Annotated in this window: 18 protein-coding genes and 1 pseudogene; 11 read left to right on the forward strand and 8 right to left on the reverse strand. The window is 39.0% G+C overall.

What is annotated here, in order from left to right:
• Window positions 1-408: Ycf46 family AAA ATPase (locus AC2JBO_RS18750; protein ID WP_496955165.1), on the reverse strand; the 408-nt coding region annotated here is incomplete at its 3' end.
• Window positions 409-766: 358 nt separating this feature from the next.
• Here AC2JBO_RS18750 and AC2JBO_RS18755 point away from each other — a divergent pair.
• The 6 genes from AC2JBO_RS18755 to AC2JBO_RS18780 all read left to right on the forward strand — a co-directional run bounded on the left by AC2JBO_RS18755 (window position 767) and on the right by AC2JBO_RS18780 (window position 5,958).
• Window positions 767-1,582: a metallophosphoesterase family protein gene (locus tag AC2JBO_RS18755; protein ID WP_496955166.1), complete on the forward strand. Its 816-nt coding sequence runs from the start codon at window positions 767-769 to the stop codon at window positions 1,580-1,582.
• Window positions 1,583-2,805: 1,223 nt separating this feature from the next.
• A complete protein-coding gene (locus AC2JBO_RS18760) occupies window positions 2,806-3,348 on the forward strand; it encodes a pentapeptide repeat-containing protein (protein ID WP_496955167.1) in 543 nt (180 codons plus the stop codon).
• 196 nt (window positions 3,349-3,544) lie between these two features.
• Window positions 3,545-3,976: a hypothetical protein gene (locus tag AC2JBO_RS18765; protein WP_496955168.1), complete on the forward strand. Its 432-nt coding sequence runs from the start codon at window positions 3,545-3,547 to the stop codon at window positions 3,974-3,976.
• Between the two features lie 105 nt (window positions 3,977-4,081).
• On the forward strand, window positions 4,082-5,287 hold the full coding sequence (locus AC2JBO_RS18770; RefSeq protein WP_496955169.1) for an MFS transporter: 1,206 nt from the start codon (window positions 4,082-4,084) through the stop codon (window positions 5,285-5,287).
• 45 nt (window positions 5,288-5,332) lie between these two features.
• The gene (locus tag AC2JBO_RS18775; protein WP_496955170.1) at window positions 5,333-5,614 is read left to right on the forward strand and encodes a DUF433 domain-containing protein; all 282 of its coding nucleotides are present in this window, start codon (window positions 5,333-5,335) and stop codon (window positions 5,612-5,614) included.
• The gene (locus AC2JBO_RS18780; RefSeq protein WP_496955171.1) at window positions 5,611-5,958 is read left to right on the forward strand and encodes a DUF5615 family PIN-like protein; all 348 of its coding nucleotides are present in this window, start codon (window positions 5,611-5,613) and stop codon (window positions 5,956-5,958) included. Before AC2JBO_RS18775 ends, AC2JBO_RS18780 begins: the two co-directional genes overlap by 4 nt.
• Window positions 5,959-6,070: 112 nt before the next feature.
• Here the strand turns inward: AC2JBO_RS18780 and AC2JBO_RS18785 are convergent, their stop codons facing one another.
• Complete coding sequence (locus AC2JBO_RS18785; protein ID WP_496955172.1) at window positions 6,071-6,976, reverse strand: DMT family transporter; 906 nt, start codon at window positions 6,974-6,976, stop codon at window positions 6,071-6,073.
• The gene (locus AC2JBO_RS18790; RefSeq protein ID WP_496955173.1) at window positions 6,976-7,200 is read right to left on the reverse strand and encodes a hypothetical protein; all 225 of its coding nucleotides are present in this window, start codon (window positions 7,198-7,200) and stop codon (window positions 6,976-6,978) included. Before AC2JBO_RS18790 ends, AC2JBO_RS18785 begins: the two co-directional genes overlap by 1 nt.
• Window positions 7,201-7,426: 226 nt before the next feature.
• Between AC2JBO_RS18790 and AC2JBO_RS18795 the strand changes: the two genes are divergently transcribed.
• Window positions 7,427-8,926 carry an aminotransferase-like domain-containing protein gene (locus AC2JBO_RS18795; protein ID WP_496955174.1) on the forward strand — a complete coding sequence of 500 codons (1,500 nt, stop codon included), beginning with the start codon at window positions 7,427-7,429 and terminating at the stop codon, window positions 8,924-8,926.
• Between the two features lie 15 nt (window positions 8,927-8,941).
• Here the strand turns inward: AC2JBO_RS18795 and AC2JBO_RS18800 are convergent, their stop codons facing one another.
• From AC2JBO_RS18800 to cysS, 5 genes are all read right to left on the reverse strand, one after another.
• Window positions 8,942-9,193 (reverse strand): AzlD domain-containing protein, encoded by a 252-nt coding sequence (locus AC2JBO_RS18800; protein ID WP_496955198.1) that lies wholly within the window; start codon window positions 9,191-9,193, stop codon window positions 8,942-8,944.
• On the reverse strand, window positions 9,193-9,960 hold the full coding sequence (locus AC2JBO_RS18805; RefSeq protein WP_496955175.1) for an SDR family NAD(P)-dependent oxidoreductase: 768 nt from the start codon (window positions 9,958-9,960) through the stop codon (window positions 9,193-9,195). The genes AC2JBO_RS18800 and AC2JBO_RS18805 overlap by 1 nt, the downstream gene beginning before the upstream one ends.
• Before the next feature lie 139 nt (window positions 9,961-10,099).
• Window positions 10,100-11,446 carry a TldD/PmbA family protein gene (locus AC2JBO_RS18810; protein ID WP_496955176.1) on the reverse strand — a complete coding sequence of 449 codons (1,347 nt, stop codon included), beginning with the start codon at window positions 11,444-11,446 and terminating at the stop codon, window positions 10,100-10,102.
• Window positions 11,447-11,544: 98 nt separating this feature from the next.
• Window positions 11,545-12,987 (reverse strand): TldD/PmbA family protein, encoded by a 1,443-nt coding sequence (locus AC2JBO_RS18815; protein WP_496955177.1) that lies wholly within the window; start codon window positions 12,985-12,987, stop codon window positions 11,545-11,547.
• 189 nt (window positions 12,988-13,176) lie between these two features.
• On the reverse strand, window positions 13,177-14,643 hold the full coding sequence (gene cysS / locus AC2JBO_RS18820) for a cysteine--tRNA ligase (protein ID WP_496955178.1): 1,467 nt from the start codon (window positions 14,641-14,643) through the stop codon (window positions 13,177-13,179).
• A 140-nt stretch (window positions 14,644-14,783) separates the two neighbouring features.
• Between cysS and AC2JBO_RS18825 the strand changes: the two genes are divergently transcribed.
• From AC2JBO_RS18825 to AC2JBO_RS18840, 4 genes and pseudogenes are all read left to right on the forward strand, one after another.
• Window positions 14,784-15,932, forward strand: a complete 1,149-nt coding sequence (locus AC2JBO_RS18825; protein WP_496955179.1) for a CobW family GTP-binding protein — start codon at window positions 14,784-14,786, stop codon at window positions 15,930-15,932.
• Window positions 15,933-16,308: 376 nt separating this feature from the next.
• Window positions 16,309-16,608, forward strand: a pseudogene (locus AC2JBO_RS18830) (type II toxin-antitoxin system HigB family toxin).
• Entirely contained in the window at window positions 16,592-16,990 is a 399-nt protein-coding gene (locus AC2JBO_RS18835) for a helix-turn-helix domain-containing protein (protein ID WP_496955180.1), read from the forward strand. Before AC2JBO_RS18830 ends, AC2JBO_RS18835 begins: the two are co-directional and overlap by 17 nt.
• Before the next feature lie 117 nt (window positions 16,991-17,107).
• Complete coding sequence (locus tag AC2JBO_RS18840; RefSeq protein ID WP_496955181.1) at window positions 17,108-17,350, forward strand: hypothetical protein; 243 nt, start codon at window positions 17,108-17,110, stop codon at window positions 17,348-17,350.
• Window positions 17,351-17,414 lie beyond the last annotated feature (64 nt).

Consider the following 17,414-nt stretch of genomic DNA (forward strand, 5'->3'; position numbering starts at 1 on the left):
TATAGTCTTACGCGCGCGCTTTAACTCCCGCGTTAAATTCCGCAACTCCCGTACTATAGGGGCACTTTTTTCTGTAGTTGGATTTTTGATAAACGGGTGTAAATCACGCAACACAAACATTGTAGCCGTTTGAGCATCAGCTTTAGCAATTCGTGCCAAAGCTGCCATCACAGAACCTTTGTCTGCATTATTATCACTCCAACCCCGTACAATATCCCAGAACAAAACTTGCCTTTGGGGTTGCGCGCGCTTTGCCACTTGCATCAATACTTCTTCAACAGGTTCTTCCTCTACACATATTAAATAAAGTAAAGGGTAGCGCGCGCGTATCATCAAATCTAACTGTTCAACCAAAGCAGCATAACGCTGTTGGCTGTCTAACGCTCCATTTTGATGCATGTTATCCATATAATTCCTCTTGGGGAAGTATTGCACCGGCAGGGATGGGAAATTGCAGGACAGGCGCCCTTGTAATTAATTGTAGTACATAGTAGTATTATGGCACACCGAATAGGCTTGCCAGTAGCTTTATGTAAGCTTTACAATAGCGAACTTATGTACTGAATATTCTAAAAACAGTTTATCCGGTTTTTTCTACGTTGCCAAGAATATTTACTCAAAATTCATAATCATTTATAGTAAACAATCAACGTTCAACAGTACGCGCACAGCTTACTGTAAGCGTTGTCTATACTATTATGTGAAATAATATTAAGTGTGGCTATATTTAGTGGATGCGGTAAATTATAAGTAAATATCATATCCAATGTACATCCTAGAAATCTCAAACAAGCCGATTCATCAGGTACGCTACTTAACGGTAGCCTCTGGTGGTGTCAGCTTGGTTGAGAAGTATATACCTATATTAGTGGGGGAGGTAGATGTTCTACCCAATCATTTAGATGCAATTATTGTAACCAGCGACTTACAAGGAATAGACCCAAAAAATCAACAACTCGTAGGTCATCTTGTCCTTGAAGAGTTAGAAGACTTGGCAGAACAGAAAAAAATACCGTCACTTAAAAATACAGGTGTTATACTAGCAGGCGATTTATACGCTGAAACCAATAAGCGTAGTGGAGTGGTAGGAGATGTGCGCGAAGTATGGCACGCTTTCAGGCGCCGTTTTAGATGGGTTGCAGGTGTTGCGGGCAACCACGACAGTTTTGGCACTGGGGAAGAAGATATTAAACTTTTTAAACAAACCAAGGGTATTTACTACCTTGATGGTGAGATAGCAAAAAACGGGGAGCTATATATAGCAGGTGTTTCTGGGATTATTGGAAGACCAAGTAAACCATTTCGGCGCCGTGAAAATGACTTTATCCACGAAATTAGAGAACTAGTCAAACAGGCGCCGGATATTCTAGTATTACACGAAGGTCCCGACTACCCGCAGCATAACTTACTTGGCAAAACATCTATAAGATTAGAGTTAGAAGAAATAAATAAAAATAGTAAGTTATTAGTTATCTGCGGTCACTCCTACTGGAAAATTCCCATGATAGTATTGAAAAATGGGATTCAAGTCGTTAAATCAGATAGCAGAGTCATTGTGTTTGTACAGAAGAAATCCCCCTAAATCCCCCTTCCACGCGGCAGGGCTGATTCGTTCCCTAAAAATCTTGAAAAATCAAGGGTTTCGCGCAAATCTTTATTGGTAATTTTGCTACCAAGGCGCCGATAAAATAAACAATCACACTTATATTTATGTGCTTAAAAGTCTATTTCATTGCTACCCATACTTATGATTTTTATAGCTAACCATCTTGACAAATCCGATTTGAGAGGGAATGAAACAGCCCTGCTTCCACGCGGGGGGTTGGGGGAATCAAAATTCAAAAACTACATAATACAAGCTCGGTAATTAATTGTGCCAACAATTCAAAATTTTGAATTTGAGCGAAGCGAGTGACCCTTTATTCGGAGAAACTGCATCCCTTTATAATCCTCGTACACAAAAATGGGCTGAACATTTTACCTTTTGGGTTGCCGAACAACCATTTAAGCATTTGTTGAAATAGCTATCATCCGAACAAACACTAAAAAAACAAATTATAAACTCATAGTTACAGTGATATTACTTAAGTCAGAACGCATAATCAATAAAAATATCAAAACAATATATAAGTACTAAAAGCTGCCAATGTTATTCTACAGGATGTGTTTTGACACTGTACAATTACAGGTTCGGTAAACCGAATCTTTTATTACGGTTACAACATCCTTTCTCATCTAACGGTACTACCTGTTAACCCAAACCAGTAGTACCAAATTCCAAGGTTTGAGCTACCAACCATCAACAGTACTACCTGTTGACTTAACAAGTAGTACCAAGTGGCGCCACCCAACAAATTTTTAACAATAAAGTGCGAAAATCATAATATACATTTATTTTTTATCTCACAAGTAAACTACTTATCTTTTGAACAATCTTGCTGTAGATAGATGAATATTTTAATTTAATAGTATGGTCGTTTGTTGTCAATCATTTCGCTTTTTGAATACATACATATAAATAAGTAGAGCTTTTCATAAATTTATATAAATTAATTTTTGTTAATAAACAATTGGACTGATTAAGTGTGAATACCTAACTATAAATTACTAAAACTTTGGAACGTATATTTATGTTAAGTAAATTTCATAAAATCGAAAAACACCTGCACAATGAAGAATACAAGTTTCAACATTTATGTTAACCACAAGCAATCGAATTATATCGTTGCTCTTTGTGTGGCTTGAGGGGAAGTAACTCGCTATTCTTAAAAAAACAAACCTGTAGACCCAAGTGAGGCAATATTAATGGATAGAAATATGCTTCTGAGCCAATATGCGGCAGGAGAACGGGATTTTAATCAAGTTGTTTTGCATCAAGTAGACCTTAGTGATATCAATTTAAGTGGTGCAAATTTGAGTTGTGCTGACTTGAGTGGCGCCAACTTTAACCGTGCAAATCTTAGCGGTTGTGACTTGAGTCGGGCAAACCTAACAGATGCAGACCTTAACAACGCGAATTTGAGTGGTGCGAACTTGAGTGAAACTAACTTGATTGGCGCCGACATGATTCATGCCAATATGGAAGCGACAAATCTAAGTGGGGCGGATTTGAGAAGTGCTAGCTTAGTTTTAGTCAATTTAGCGCGCGCTAATATGAGCGAAGCTGAACTAAGCGGTACTGACTTGAGTGGCGCCAACTTATTTCACGCGAACTTAACAGCCACAAATTTATACGAAGCTGAAATTACTGGTGCTGACTTAACTGGCGCCATTATTAGCGGAGCAGAAATGAGTGCCGAAAAATCGCAAACAGGATTATCCCACAAATGGGTAACTTGGGCTGGCTAAATTTTAGTTGCATACCTCCTTTGTACGTAACTTCAGGGCGCAGTGTGTGTTAATTAATTCCCGACTTTTCTTACAAAGTCGGGAATTAAAAAGATTTTCGGAGAGAAATTATAAATTTAAAATTAAGGCCTCTTTATTTATAACCAATGGCAATGTAACGTAGCAAATAACAAAAAATCTTACTCTTGTTTGAGTTATGAAGGCTGCATCTACGGTTTCTACCAACGAACATCCTCCAAAGGACAATCCAAGCAACGAACAGCTTTGTGCTATTGCTCGGACGTATATTTTAGAAGAACACGCGCGGGTTGGCGACAGGATATATTACTGGGATAACTGGAATATCTCAGTTGGCGCCAGCGCAAATGCTAGCGAAGCACCACCTGATGACGATAGTTATTCTTGGGCAACAACATTATCATGCGATATTACCAGTATTGAAGTTTCTGAACGCAATGATTGCGAACGTGAGTACATAGTTACTGTAAGCGCGGATATTAGAGTTGGTAGTGGCAATAATAGGGGCGCCGAAACAGAGAGTCAATGTATAGAAAATGAGAAACATGTTTTCTATTGCCACATCAAGTCAATACAAGATGAATATTTTGTTACTAACGTTGAGGAATAGTTTTTAGCTTAGTTCCAATTGTATCAAATTTATCAAAGGTGCCGTTTGGATGAGGCGGAGTGCCCCAAAACCACCGATATTGATTATGGTACAAATTGGAACTTTATGAATTCAGATAAATTTAACCAGGCAACTGCCACAACTAAGGCGCCACGTTTAGAAAATCGTACAATTACGATAATGGCTGTAACAAGCGGTGCCGCAGCTGCTAATTTATATTACAACCAGCCACTATTGGCAGTTATACAAGAAAATTTTCAAGCTTCAAGTCATGCAGTTGGGTTAATTCCGATGTTGACCCAAATAGGTTATGCGTTGGGAATACTTCTAATTGTACCTTTGGGTGACTGCAAAGAACGGCGCCGCTTAATTATTACGATGTTTTTTTTGACAGCGGTTGCTGCTTCAGCACTCGCAGTATCGCCAAATATAACTTGGCTGCAAATTACAAGTTTAGCAATAGGCATAACTACAATAGCTGCTCAGTTAATGATACCCCTCGCCGCTCAACTAGTACAACCTCATGAGCGTGGAAACGTTGTAGGTATTTTAATGAGCGGTTTGTTCATTGGTATTTTATTAGCGCGTACAGTTAGTGGTTTTGTTGCAGCAAGTTTAAATTGGCGCGCGGTGTACTGGCTTGCGAGTATATTAATGTTAGCTTCAGGTGTAATTTTATCTAAGTCATTACCAAAAAGTCGTTCAGAATTACAAACTAGCTACCCAAAATTAATCGCTTCCTTATTTCAACTAACTAAACAGCCGATACTGCGTCAAGCTTCACTTTCTGGAGCAATGTCTTTCGGCGCCTTTAGTGCATTTTGGAGTACACTAGTATTTTTATTAGCACAACCACCTTACCATTATGGTAGTGAAGTTGTAGGTTTATTTGGCTTAGTTGCGGTAGTGAGTGCAATTGCGGCGCCGTTAGTAGGTAAACTAGCAGATAGAAGCAGTCCTAAGCGCGTTGTTGGAATTGGTCTTTTAACTACAACTACTTCATTTATATTGTTTTGGACATTTGGACATCGAATTATTGGGTTGATAATAGGAGTAATTTTATTAGACTTAGGCGTGCAAACAACCCAAATTGCAAACCAAGCTAGAATATATAGTCTGCCAACAGAATTACACAGTCGTTTAAATGCAGTTTATATATCATCTTACTTTTTTGGCGGTGCCGTGGGTTCATATCTAGGTGCTTACGCATGGAGCATTTGGAAATGGCAAGGAGTTTGTATAGCAGCTTTGATGATGTTGGTAATAGCTTTCACAACATTTTATCATAAACGTAAACAATTGATTGATTAAGTTATAATTGTTCTCAATAGTCTTTCTCATAATATCGAGGCACTAATGGTTCAAACAACAGAACATCTATATATAGTGAGAGACGATGGCATTTTAAATAGTGAGCCAATTATCAAAGAAACCCGTACACCTGTAAGGGCAATTGTTGAAACTTGGCGCCTGGGTATTTCCCCTGAAGAAATCCCAATAGGAATGCCTCATTTAACATTAGCTCAGGTATTTGACGCATTAAGCTACTACAGCGACCATCAAGATGAGATTAACGAGTATATTGAGCAAAACCGAATCCCTGATGAGTTGATTGATCCCTTGGTAAAAGACTTATGAGTTCTGTATTCATCCGTTTATATCTTGATGAAGATGTTAATGTACTAGTTGCGGATTTGTTAAAGGCAAGGGGTTTTGATGCTATTACGGCAAGAGATGCAGGAAAGCTTCGAGCAAGTGATGAAGAACAACTTGCATTTGCTGTTAGTCAACAAAGGACTTTAATTACACACAACCGAACAGACTTTGAAGAACTTATACAAACCTACTTCGATACAGAACAAATGCATTATGGTGTAATTTTTGCTGTCCGTCGCTCACCTAATGATATTGCACAGCGTTTAATGGTTATTTTAAATCACGTAACAGCTGATGAAATGGAAAATCAAGTCCGTTACATATAATTACTACAGTACGTTTGCTTAAAACCCCCGTAGTTTGTAGAACAGAATCTAGAAAGATACGAGATTGCCTGAAATAAAGAGTATTATTTAATACTGACTTTTGTCTGGATAATTACTCGCTAATGTGATGACGTACTACCAGAGTTTGTTTCCCTAAAATTACGCAAGCAATTACAATACAGATAGCTAATAACATTAGGGGTGTAACTTGTTCACGAAGCAACCAAGCTGAAAATAAAATTGTTAAAAATGGTTGTAATAACTGTATTTGGCTAACTCGCGCGACACCCGCAACCCTCATTCCATCATACCAAGCAAAAAATGCCACAAACTGACTAATAATGCTTACGTATCCAAAACACATCCAAGCATTGGGTGAAGCTATTAACCCATGTTGAAAAATACTTAACGTTACAGGAACAAGTAAAATAGGGGCAATAAAGACCAATGCCCAGCTAATAACCTGCCATCCTCCTAATATTGTTGCAAGTTTTCCACCTTCACCATATCCAATTGCGGCAGTAACAACGGCGCCTAAAAGTAAAATATGTGCCCCTTGAATATTACCACCGCTTGAAATTAAAACAAATAAAACGATTGTGACACTACCTATTATGCTAGCAATCCAAAACTTGAGTGAAGGACGTTCACCTACTCTTACAGTCGCGACGATAGCAGTAGCTAAAGGTACTAAACCAGTAATAATGGTGCCGTGTGCTGCTGGTAATTGTTGCATTGCCAAAGCAGATAATAAAGGAAACCCAATAATTACACCTGTTGCTACAACAAATATATTTACCCAAAGTTTACGTGGTGGAAAAGGTTGACGAGTTATCCATAGTGCCAGCATTGCCAGTACACTAGCAACAACCGCGCGTCCAAGTCCCACAAAAACAGGGTCTAAATTTGTGACTGCAACACGGGTTGCTGGTAAAGTGAGGCTAAAACCTAATACACCCAGAAAACCGTAGAATAACCCTAGCGTCTCTGAATCAATACGAGAAAGAAGTTGTTTCATTATAAATACAATCGTTTTTCAATCCACGCGCGCATATCATCTTCTGAACCGAAACAAGCTGAACGTCTTGTAGTCGGGTCGTAAGCGTGCCAAGATATTTCACCGTTAAGAGTACGAGTTGACCAAACTTGTAACTCAGAACTCTCTATACAAATAAGTACCAATTTCTGCCAAACGCTGTTTAAACTAGATTTCAGCGCGAAAAATGAATCTATAATCTTCATTTTCATAGCCTCATATATATTAAAGTCAAGTGCCTACTTTTAGGTTCGCACCAAGCACAGCTTGACGAGAAGGTACAAATTCAGCTAGTTTTACCTGGCACAGTTACAATAATCTCAACTGTTCTAGTTTAATTTCGCATAACTGTACCAACTCAAATAATCAAAAATCACTTATATTGCTTGTAGTAACTTTAATTACTCACCACTCATGGAAAGGGGTAAGCTTGTGAATATTCTTTTAAACCGTCATTCCTCGCAGCCAGTTTATCAGCAAATTCACAATCACTTCAGTCGCTTGATAAAATCAGGCAAACTTACACCTGGACAAAAGTTACCATCAATTCGCACTCTATCTCAACGCATTAGAGTAAATAAATTAACAATAATACAAGCGTATAGTTACTTAGAAGCTGATGGGTTAATATATGCTCGTCAAGGTGCAGGATATTTTGTTAATCGTACAGTAACTTCAGATTTAATAGTACGCTCACGTAATATACCTTATACAGAATCACATTTTGCACCTGCTCAAAAAGTGATTATTTCCGAAGGGGGAAATTCTTTTTTTGAACAATATATAGCTTCACTGCAAGCACAGCATACAAGAGGTATGATAGATTTTAGTTCAGGGTTTCCACATAATCATGGTGTGGATAATCTGCAAAAAATTGCTAAACGCGCGCTTGCTAAACCACTTGATAATCTATTTCGATATGATTTTCCTGAAGGGCAATTGATTCTACGGCAACAAATCTGCCAAATTCTACTTCAACAAGGTTTGGAGGTTCTACCAGAAGAACTCATTATTACCAGTGGTTCCGAACAAGGTATATCATTGACAATGAATTATTACCTTCAACGTGGTGATTGGGCAATTGTCGAAACACCAACTTATCACGGTGCCTTAAGTATTTTAGAGAATATCGGTGCCAAAGTAATCGGTATTCCCATGACAGGTGCAGGGATGAATTTAGAATTACTCGAACAATACCTTAAAAGTCACCGTCCCAAATTAATCTATACTATCAGCACTCTGCATAATCCTACTGGCATTACAACTTCACTAACACATCGTCAAGAATTACTCAAGCTAGCACAACAATACGAATGTCCGATTTTAGAAGATAACGCTTATGAAGGATTAAACTTTGAAGCAGTTCCGGCGCCTATCAAAGCATTAGACAATAACAACTTAGTTACATATATTAGCACCTTCTCCAAAACCCTAATGCCGGGACTGCGAGTCGGTTACATGGTTGTCACAGGTAAACATTACCGAGAATTAGTCAAACAAAAAGCACTTCATGATATGCATGTTTCTACCGTATCACAAGCAATTGTCAGTGAATATCTTGCATCAGGACAATTTCGGCGCCATCTCAACCCCTTACAAACACATAACCTTCAGTCTAGAAATGCGATGTTACAAGCATTAGAATCTTATTTTCCCGAAGCGGTAACATGGACTGTTCCCAAAGGTGGTTTATTCTTATGGGCACATTTACCAGATTATTTTCCCATTCAAGCAATTTGTAAAGAAGCTTTAGCTCAAAATATACTCGTTGCTAATGGCGCGGCATTTTTTCCTGGTGTTGGTTATCCCGCAATGCGCTTAAACTTTTCCCACAATATAGAACAAATTGAAATTGGCATCAAAACCCTCGGTAACTTGCTCAAAAAATATGCATCTCTTGTAGCACAGGCATCCTGCCTGTGCAGTGATTAAAAACCTATCATAATCTTATATATACAACTGGCAAATCAAAAACACTATCATGCCAACACAAATAGTTAATAATAGATTTTGGCGCCCAATACCCACAACGAATGCAGCAATAGCTCCAATTAATCGAGGATTCGCAAGAATTTTAATTTTATCACCTGTAGGCACAAGCACTGCAGGAACAATAATTGCGGTTAAAACTACAGGTGGGACATAACCAAGAACTTTTATAATACTATTTGTAACTATGAATCGCGCGAGAGCGATAATTAAGAGCGTAAATAACTGGCGCCATTCACATCAACAATATTACCTGTTAAAAATTCTGAACCTGGTGAAGCTAAAAACAAAACTGTGTGTGCTATTTCTTTTGGATAAGCAACACGATTTAATGGACTTTGTTGTCTGATGAAATCTCCTGCTGGACTTTCTAAAACTCCGCGCGACATTTCTGTTTCTACATAGCCTGGAGCTACTGCCGTCACAAATACATTATAAGGCGCCAAGTATTGAGCTAATGATTGACTCAGAGAATTAAGAGCAGCTTTACTGGCGCCATATGCAGTAGCTGTTGGTTCTCCTCTAAATGCACCACGCGAGCTGATATTAATTATGCGTCCACTGCGTCGTTCTATCATATGCTTTGCTACACAATACGATACATTCGCGGTGCCTATTAAATTAACATTTATAGTTTGCTGCCATACAGTCTGCCAGTCTTCATAACTGGTTTGATATATAGGATGCTCTTGATAAATACCTGCATTATTAACCAAAATATCAATTTGCCCAAATTCATTTAACGTATATGTAACCATTTCCTCAACTGCTACAGGGTCGGCAAGGTCTGCTCCAACTGTAATATGTCCTGTATCTTCTAAAGAATTACACACACTTTCAGCAACATCATGCTGCTGATGATAGTGAACTGCGACACGGGCGCCACTCGAAGCAAAACCTGCTGCTATTGCTTCCCCTATCCCTCGTGAGGCGCCTGTAACTAGTACTGTTTTTCCTTGAAAATCAAAAGTAATCATATATTTATTTGGAAGCAAACTCCCAAATCTTTCTTACTTTGTGTACGAGCGTGTCTTTGTGGTTCAAAAAAATATATGTAGTACACAGGCGAGGACGCCTGTGCTACGGGAGGACGCCTGTGCCACGTTGGATGATATTTTATAAAGTATAAGTAAAGCTATCAACCAACATACCCGGCGCCATATTTCCTCCAAGTTGTCTTGCTTCATAAGTACCAACTTCAGGGATAAATTCTTGGAAGTTAGTAAAATCTATCAAATTTTCACCCCAGAATTTATAAAGTGTTTCGTCAAACCGTAAATTCTCAATAGGCGCCACTATTTCACCATTTTCCACCCAAAAGCAAGCATAACGAGTCATTCCGGTAATTCGACCTGTAGGCAAATCGCTCCAATTAAGATAATGTAGGTTAGATACATATAAACCTGTACCCAACTGACTCAAAATATCATCAAAAGCAAGATTACCCGGAGATATTTCTGGGGAACGTAATGACTCTGTACTGTTGGCGCCATTCGCGATTTTATCGTATTCTTTAGCAGTACGGGAATTTACAAGCGTATTTATTAGAGTACCTTTCTCGATAACGTGCAGCTCAGGTACTGCCATTTCACCTAATTCATTAAATCGTGGTACTAAGCCAAGCTGAAAGTTTTCTTTAATATTGAGTAATTTTGAAAGCTGCTTTTCGTGGCGCCTTAATAAAGCTAAAGAACTATGTCCCTGTTGAATATCTGCTTCGCTAACTCCACCCCACGATAACATTGATAATAAATCAGAAACTGCTGCGGGCGCAAAATAAGTTCTATATTCACCCCTTGGTAATTCTTTTGCTGGATAAGCAAGCAACTTTAACTGTTTTTTTGCATCGTTTATTTTAGCAATATATGCACTTTCATTCCATTTACTGCCTGCATAAAACCCTTTTACGGCTCGCCCTTCAGAAGTAAAAATCGAGTAGTCTAATGTAAAGGAATCTGTAACAAACCAATGCTTCTGATTACAGGAATCAGCATATCCTTTTATAACTATACCACCTGCATAAATACCTGTAAAATCTAACTCAGAAACAGGCACCAATACCGTTGATACAACTTTCTCATAATCAAGTAAATTACCAATATTAACTTCATTGCTAATATTATTGCCAGATGGTAACACCAAATAAGGGTCTATTGGTAAAAAAGGTAATTCTTCACGAATTTCTAATAAAGCTGTATATGCGGCTTGCCAGTCAATTTCCCAATTTCCTGTAAAGGGGAAGTGCCGATAGCAACTGCGTTGATTATCCATTAAGGTAAGTTGTATATAGCCATCAGCAACACAACCTGTTTGGCGAACCTTCGCATTATTAAAGCGAGTAAATTGACTGCGTTCACTATTTAATTTAACAGTAAAGGCTTCGCTTTCCGTTTTTTTAGCTATTAGTGTTTCAACTAATTTATTAAAGCTTGTTTCTAAAGCAGACAGTTCTGAAATACTCATGGTTTTTTTGAAGTAGGGTGTGTGACGCTACCAACAATCTTAAAACGAAGCCAGCCATCCAGTAGCGTCACGCACCGGAGCGAGACGCCGAACCGTTATTACGTTCCTCCACCAAATACTTCAACATCCGCAAAAACGCAAACAGGAGAACCATGTCCTACCCATATAGCTTGGTTTGGTTCACCTTTGCCGCAAAATGGAGTACCATACATTTCCCAAGTAGAGGCGCCACCAACCTTAACTAAACTGCCCCAAAAGTCAGGAGTCGTCGCGCGATAATTTGGATTACGAAGCGTTTTAGTTAATTTACCGTTTTCAATAAGCTTGGCATACTCACAGCCAAACTGGAATTTGTATCGACGGTCGTCTATTGACCAAGAACGGTTTGATTCCATGTAAACGCCATGTTCGATATCTTTAATAACATCATCGAATGTGCCTTCACCCGGTTCTAAATTTAAATTTGCCATGCGGTCAATAGCTGGACGGTTCCATGAACATGCGCGCGCGCAAGCAACACCAGGAATACCAGCCCGTGCTTGACTTTCTAAACTGCCTACACCTCGTTGCAATACTCCTTCTTTAATTAAATACTCGCGTGTAGCAACGGCGCCTGTATCATCAAAAGCGTAGCTAGCAATTTCACCAGGTACAGTTGGGTCAAAAGTGATATTCATCAACTTGGAACCATAGACAAGATTACCAAAGTCACTCTTCTTAACAAAACTACCACCTGCATAATTGCGCTCATCCCCTAATATTCGGTCAGTTTCTAAAGGATGTCCAACACTTTCGTGAATTTGTAGCATCATTTGGTCTGGCGCCAACACTAAATTTGTGCGAATATCTGGACAGTCTTCGGCACTTAGTAACTCAATAGCTTCCTCACCAATACGCTGCACACGATGCCAAAGCTTATCATCTTGAAAGCGCTCCAAGCCACCTTGATATGTATGTGCTTGCCAACCGTTACTTGTACGCTGTTGAACTACTCCTGCATCTTGAGCCGTTGTACCATAATACGTACTAATAAATAGAAATTTTTGATATACCTCAGAACCGTTGCTGCTGACAAACCAAGTTTCTCGGTCGGTAGTAACAACTTCTGCGATAGTTTGGACTATTTTGTCGCTAACTTTAAGGGTTTTACAGGTACGAACAAGTATATCGTTGATTTCCCCAGAACCAATTGCATCAAATGGTTGTGTGTAAGGAGAAATATATTCACCAACAACTTTTGGACGCGCGGTTGTGGGAGCAAATTTATATACTGACCATTGTTGTGCAGACCGGGCTTGCTTATACGCTGTTTCTGCTGCTAATTTTAAAGCATCGTGATGAAGCGAATTAGTTGCAGCATAAGCAATACAGCCGTCAACTAATACCTCAACCATTGCTCCAGCCGTAGTTGATTTACCGTTGCGCTGTGGTATTCCATCGCGTACATTCCTAGTTGAGGATGTGTCTTTTACGGCTCGAATGCCGACCCAATCTGCGCTAATATCTATATCGTTGATGACTTTTGTCAGTTCAGATAACATATAAACTTAATTTAAGTAAAAAACTGTTTTTGGTGCCGACTTATTTCCATAAGTGATATTCTTCTGCTTTTATCAAAAGTAGCAGAATACGTCAAGCATTTATACTAGTTTGAATTCAAATTTTGGGAGGGACAGGCAGGGATGCCTGTTCCACAAGACAATTTTACAAGACAAATAACTTTACATTTCCTAGCTGCGGTGCCAGGTTGTGCCTTCTTTTGTGTCTATTAGGGTGATACCTTGAGCTTGCAGCTCGTTGCGGATGCGGTCGCTTTCGGCAAAGTTTTTGTTTGACCTAGCGTCGGTGCGTTGTTTGATTAATTCGTTAACGTCCGCATCGCTTAAGCCAGTACTATTAGTTTCGTCAACTTCTAACTTGGCTTCTAAACCAAGAACGCGCGCGATTGTAACTAATGTATACCAAGCTGTCTGTATTTCTGCGGTGGGGGTTTCGATTTTACCTCCATGTAATAGGATATTAGCTTCACGATTCAACTTTTTAGCTGGTTCAAAAAGCACAGCCAAGCTACCGGAAAAGTTGAGGTCATCATCCCCAAATTCCTTAAAGCGTTGGATAAGACTTTTATCAAGTTGATTACCATTATCGGTAAAACCTAGTTTCTCACCATATTGTTCGCCAAATAGTAACCCTTCTTGAAGAGTTTTCCAGTTATTGACGGCGCCTGCAATTGCTTCTTCGGTAAAATCTAACGGTTTGCGGTAATGTGCTTGCAAAACAAATAACCTTATTGCCATTGGGTCTATGGGTTGTGGGTATTTTACCCATTTCCCATCTAGCAGTTCGCGGATAGTTATAAAATTACCCAGCGACTTCGACATTTTTTTACCATCTACAACCACCATCCCGTTGTGCATCCAATAGTTTGCTAATGGGTTGTGTGTGGCACCTTCTGACTGAGCTATTTCATTTTCATGGTGCGGAAATATCAAATCTCCACCACCGCTATGAATATCTATTGTGTCACCAAACTGCGCCCGAATCATCGCCGAACATTCAATATGCCATCCTGGGCGCCCTTCACCCCACGGTGAGTCCCAACTTGGTTCACCAGGTTTTGCAGCTTTCCACAAAGCAAAATCAAGCGGATATTGTTTTTTCTGATTTTCTGAGTCTTCTACATCTACCCTACCACTGGCGCCTGCTTGCATTTGTTCCAGGTTACGTCCTGATAGCTTCCCATAAGTATGGAAACTGTGAACTCGGTAGTAAACATCACCACCTGCTGCATAAGCCAAATCTTGCTCTTCAAGATTCTTAATCAAAGCTTCAATTTCTGGAATATGTTCGGTTGCACGGGGGTAAAAATCCGCATCCATCACGTTCAAACGGCGGATATCCTCAAAGTAGGCATCGATAAAGCGATTCGATACAGCCTCCATCGTCGAACCTTGTTCGCGCGCACGGTTAAGAATTTTATCGTCAATATCAGTAAAATTTTGAATGTAGCGTACTTGATAACCGCGCCATTGGAGATAACGACGAAGTACATCCCAAACGATGTACGAACGCGCATGACCCAAGTGGCAGTAGTCGTACACTGTCACTCCGCAGCAATACATTTTAACCAAACCGGGTTCGACAGTCTCAAAAGCTTCCTGGCGACGGGTGAGTGTATTGTAAACGGTTAGGGTCATAGCGATTTATGAGTCTCAACAAGAATGAGTAATAATATGTTTAGTCATTGGGACGATGGCGCCCCCACATCCCTATGCTAATGTTTTCAGTACTATTTACGCTACACATTTATTTAAATTAACTTCCTTTGTGTCACATTATGCAAACACTTACCTCTGAATCTCAAACAATGGACGCAACCAAAAAAGGATTACCAGTAACAATTATTACTGGTTTTCTAGGTAGCGGTAAAACAACATTACTCAATCACATTTTGACAAACCAGCAGGGTTTGAAGACAGCCGTTTTAGTAAACGAATTTGGCGAAATTGGTATAGATAACGAATTAGTAGTTTCTACCGACGAGAACATGGTGGAATTGAACAATGGTTGTATTTGCTGTACCATCAACAGTGATTTAGTCGATGCTGTCTACAAAGTTCTCGAACGTGACTCTAATATCGATTACTTGGTAGTAGAAACAACCGGACTCGCCGACCCCTTACCAGTTGCGTTAACCTTCCTAGGCACCGAACTGCGTGATTTAACTCGCTTAGACTCAATTATCACCGTAGTTGACGCTGCAAATTATAGCTTAGATTTATTTAACTCCGAAGCAGCACACAGTCAAATAGCCTACGGTGACATAATATTGCTTAACAAAACCGACTTAGTAACAGAAACCGAATTAACAGACTTAGAAAGAAAAATCAGCGAAGTCAAAGAAGGCGCCCGTATCATCCGTACCAAAAACTCACAGGTGCCATTAGGGTTAATACTCAGCGTTGGTTTATTCGAGTCAGATAAATACTTTGAAACTGACAACCACGACCATCACGAACACAACCACGACCATCACGAACACGACCACTCAGCTTGCGGTCACGATCATAGCCACGACAATCACGAACACGACCATGACCACTCAACCTGCGGTCACGACCATAGTCACGACCACCATGACCATGACCACTCCCACCACCTAGAAAACGATGGGTTTACATCAATTTCATTCCAAAGCGATAAACCCTTCATAATTAGAAAATTCCAATATTTTCTAGATAACCAACTACCCACAAACGTATTCCGCGCCAAAGGAATAATGTGGTTTGAAGAAAGTCCCAAACGCCATATTTTCCACTTATGCGGCAAACGTTTCACAATGGATGACGACGAATGGAAAGGCGCCAAGAAAAACCAAGTAGTCCTAATAGGTCAAAACCTCGACAAAGAAACACTACTTAAACAAATTGAAAACTGTTTGACAGTACCTTCAACAAGTCGTGCGAAAGGATTTGGTAAATCTTAGAGACGCGACAAATCGTAGAGACGCGATTAATCGCGTCTCTACTGAGAAAATGTAAATTAACTCTTGTGGAACGGCTGTCCCATCTCTAAATCATATGGCTTTACATAAAAACCGCCTAAAACATGCCGCAATTAAATCAAATAATATTAATCAGATTCAGGCAGTTTTATTGGCGCCGAAAGAGGTAATAGTAGAATAGCGATTGTTATATAAAAATTCGGAAAATCTTAATGTGACGTAGGGGACTTAGAAGCTAAAATAAATTATACCTAAAAAATTACACTACCTTTTAGGCTTCATCTACAATATTCATAAGATGTAGTTTAAGGGTAGCAAAGCATAACTATCACTCTAGAGTTTTAAATGATACATTAAAATGCGCGTTATAAGCCGTAAAATTTTACGTGGATTTTGTGAAGCTCATGCCGATGCTTGTGATGCGCTTTACGAATGGTATAGGGTCGCTACTAAAGCTGAATGAAGAAATCTTCTTGATGTTCAAAATATTTACGCAAAGGCTGAAGCGGTTGGAAACTTTACTGTTTTTAATATTAAAGGGAACCGTTACCGTTTAATTGTCGATATTGTATACTCTACTCAAAGAATCTATATTAAATACGTTCTAACTCACGCCGATTACGATAAGGATAATTGGAAAGATGACCCATACTTTTAACCGCGACTACTACGGTGAACTATTAGCTCACTACCAAACCAAAACTATTACAACAGAACAAGAAAATGATGAGGCTATTGCTCTCGCTCAAGATTTAGAGCATCGTGTAAATCGAACTCCAGAAGAAGAAACACTTTTAGAATTACTAGTTACACTAATTGAAAAATTTGAAGAAAATCACTATCCAATTCCTATAGGTACAACCAACTCAATGTTGATACACCTGATGGAAGCACGCTCATTAGAGCCAGAAGCATTAGTTGAAGTAATTGGCTCAAAAGAAGCCGTTTTAGAAATAATTAACCAAAAACGTAATATTTCCGAATCTCAGGCAAAAGCACTTGCTAAATTTTTTCAAGTAGATGTAAGTTTCTTTCTATAACGTAGAATAGTGTATAAATTAATAATTTTGTTTAGCAGTCACATTGAGGATTAAGTGAGCTATTTATTGCTAGTTATGCAATTTTAACAATTGTATATCCTAGAAAGGTATTATTCGATGATTCAGACAAAAGTTGAAAAAGATTTCGATTGTTTAGAATTTAAACAAAAAGCTCAAGAGGAAGCCTTTGAGAATATCAAAAATCTCACTCCTAAAAAGCAAATTAAATACTATCGCACCGTTGCCGAATCAAGTTCTCTAGGTGATTGGTGGAAAGCAGTAAAATCTAACCTAAGAGGGATTATTCTCATGTACATGTACAATACCTTCGCCAGATTTATGAGTCATAACGTAGTATAAACGCTTGTAAAATTAAGGTTTTTTCGTATAAGAGAAACAAGCGCTATAATTTCCAGACTAGCTA

This window comes from Calothrix sp. CBUCES-K 9914 (assembly GCF_059640475.1).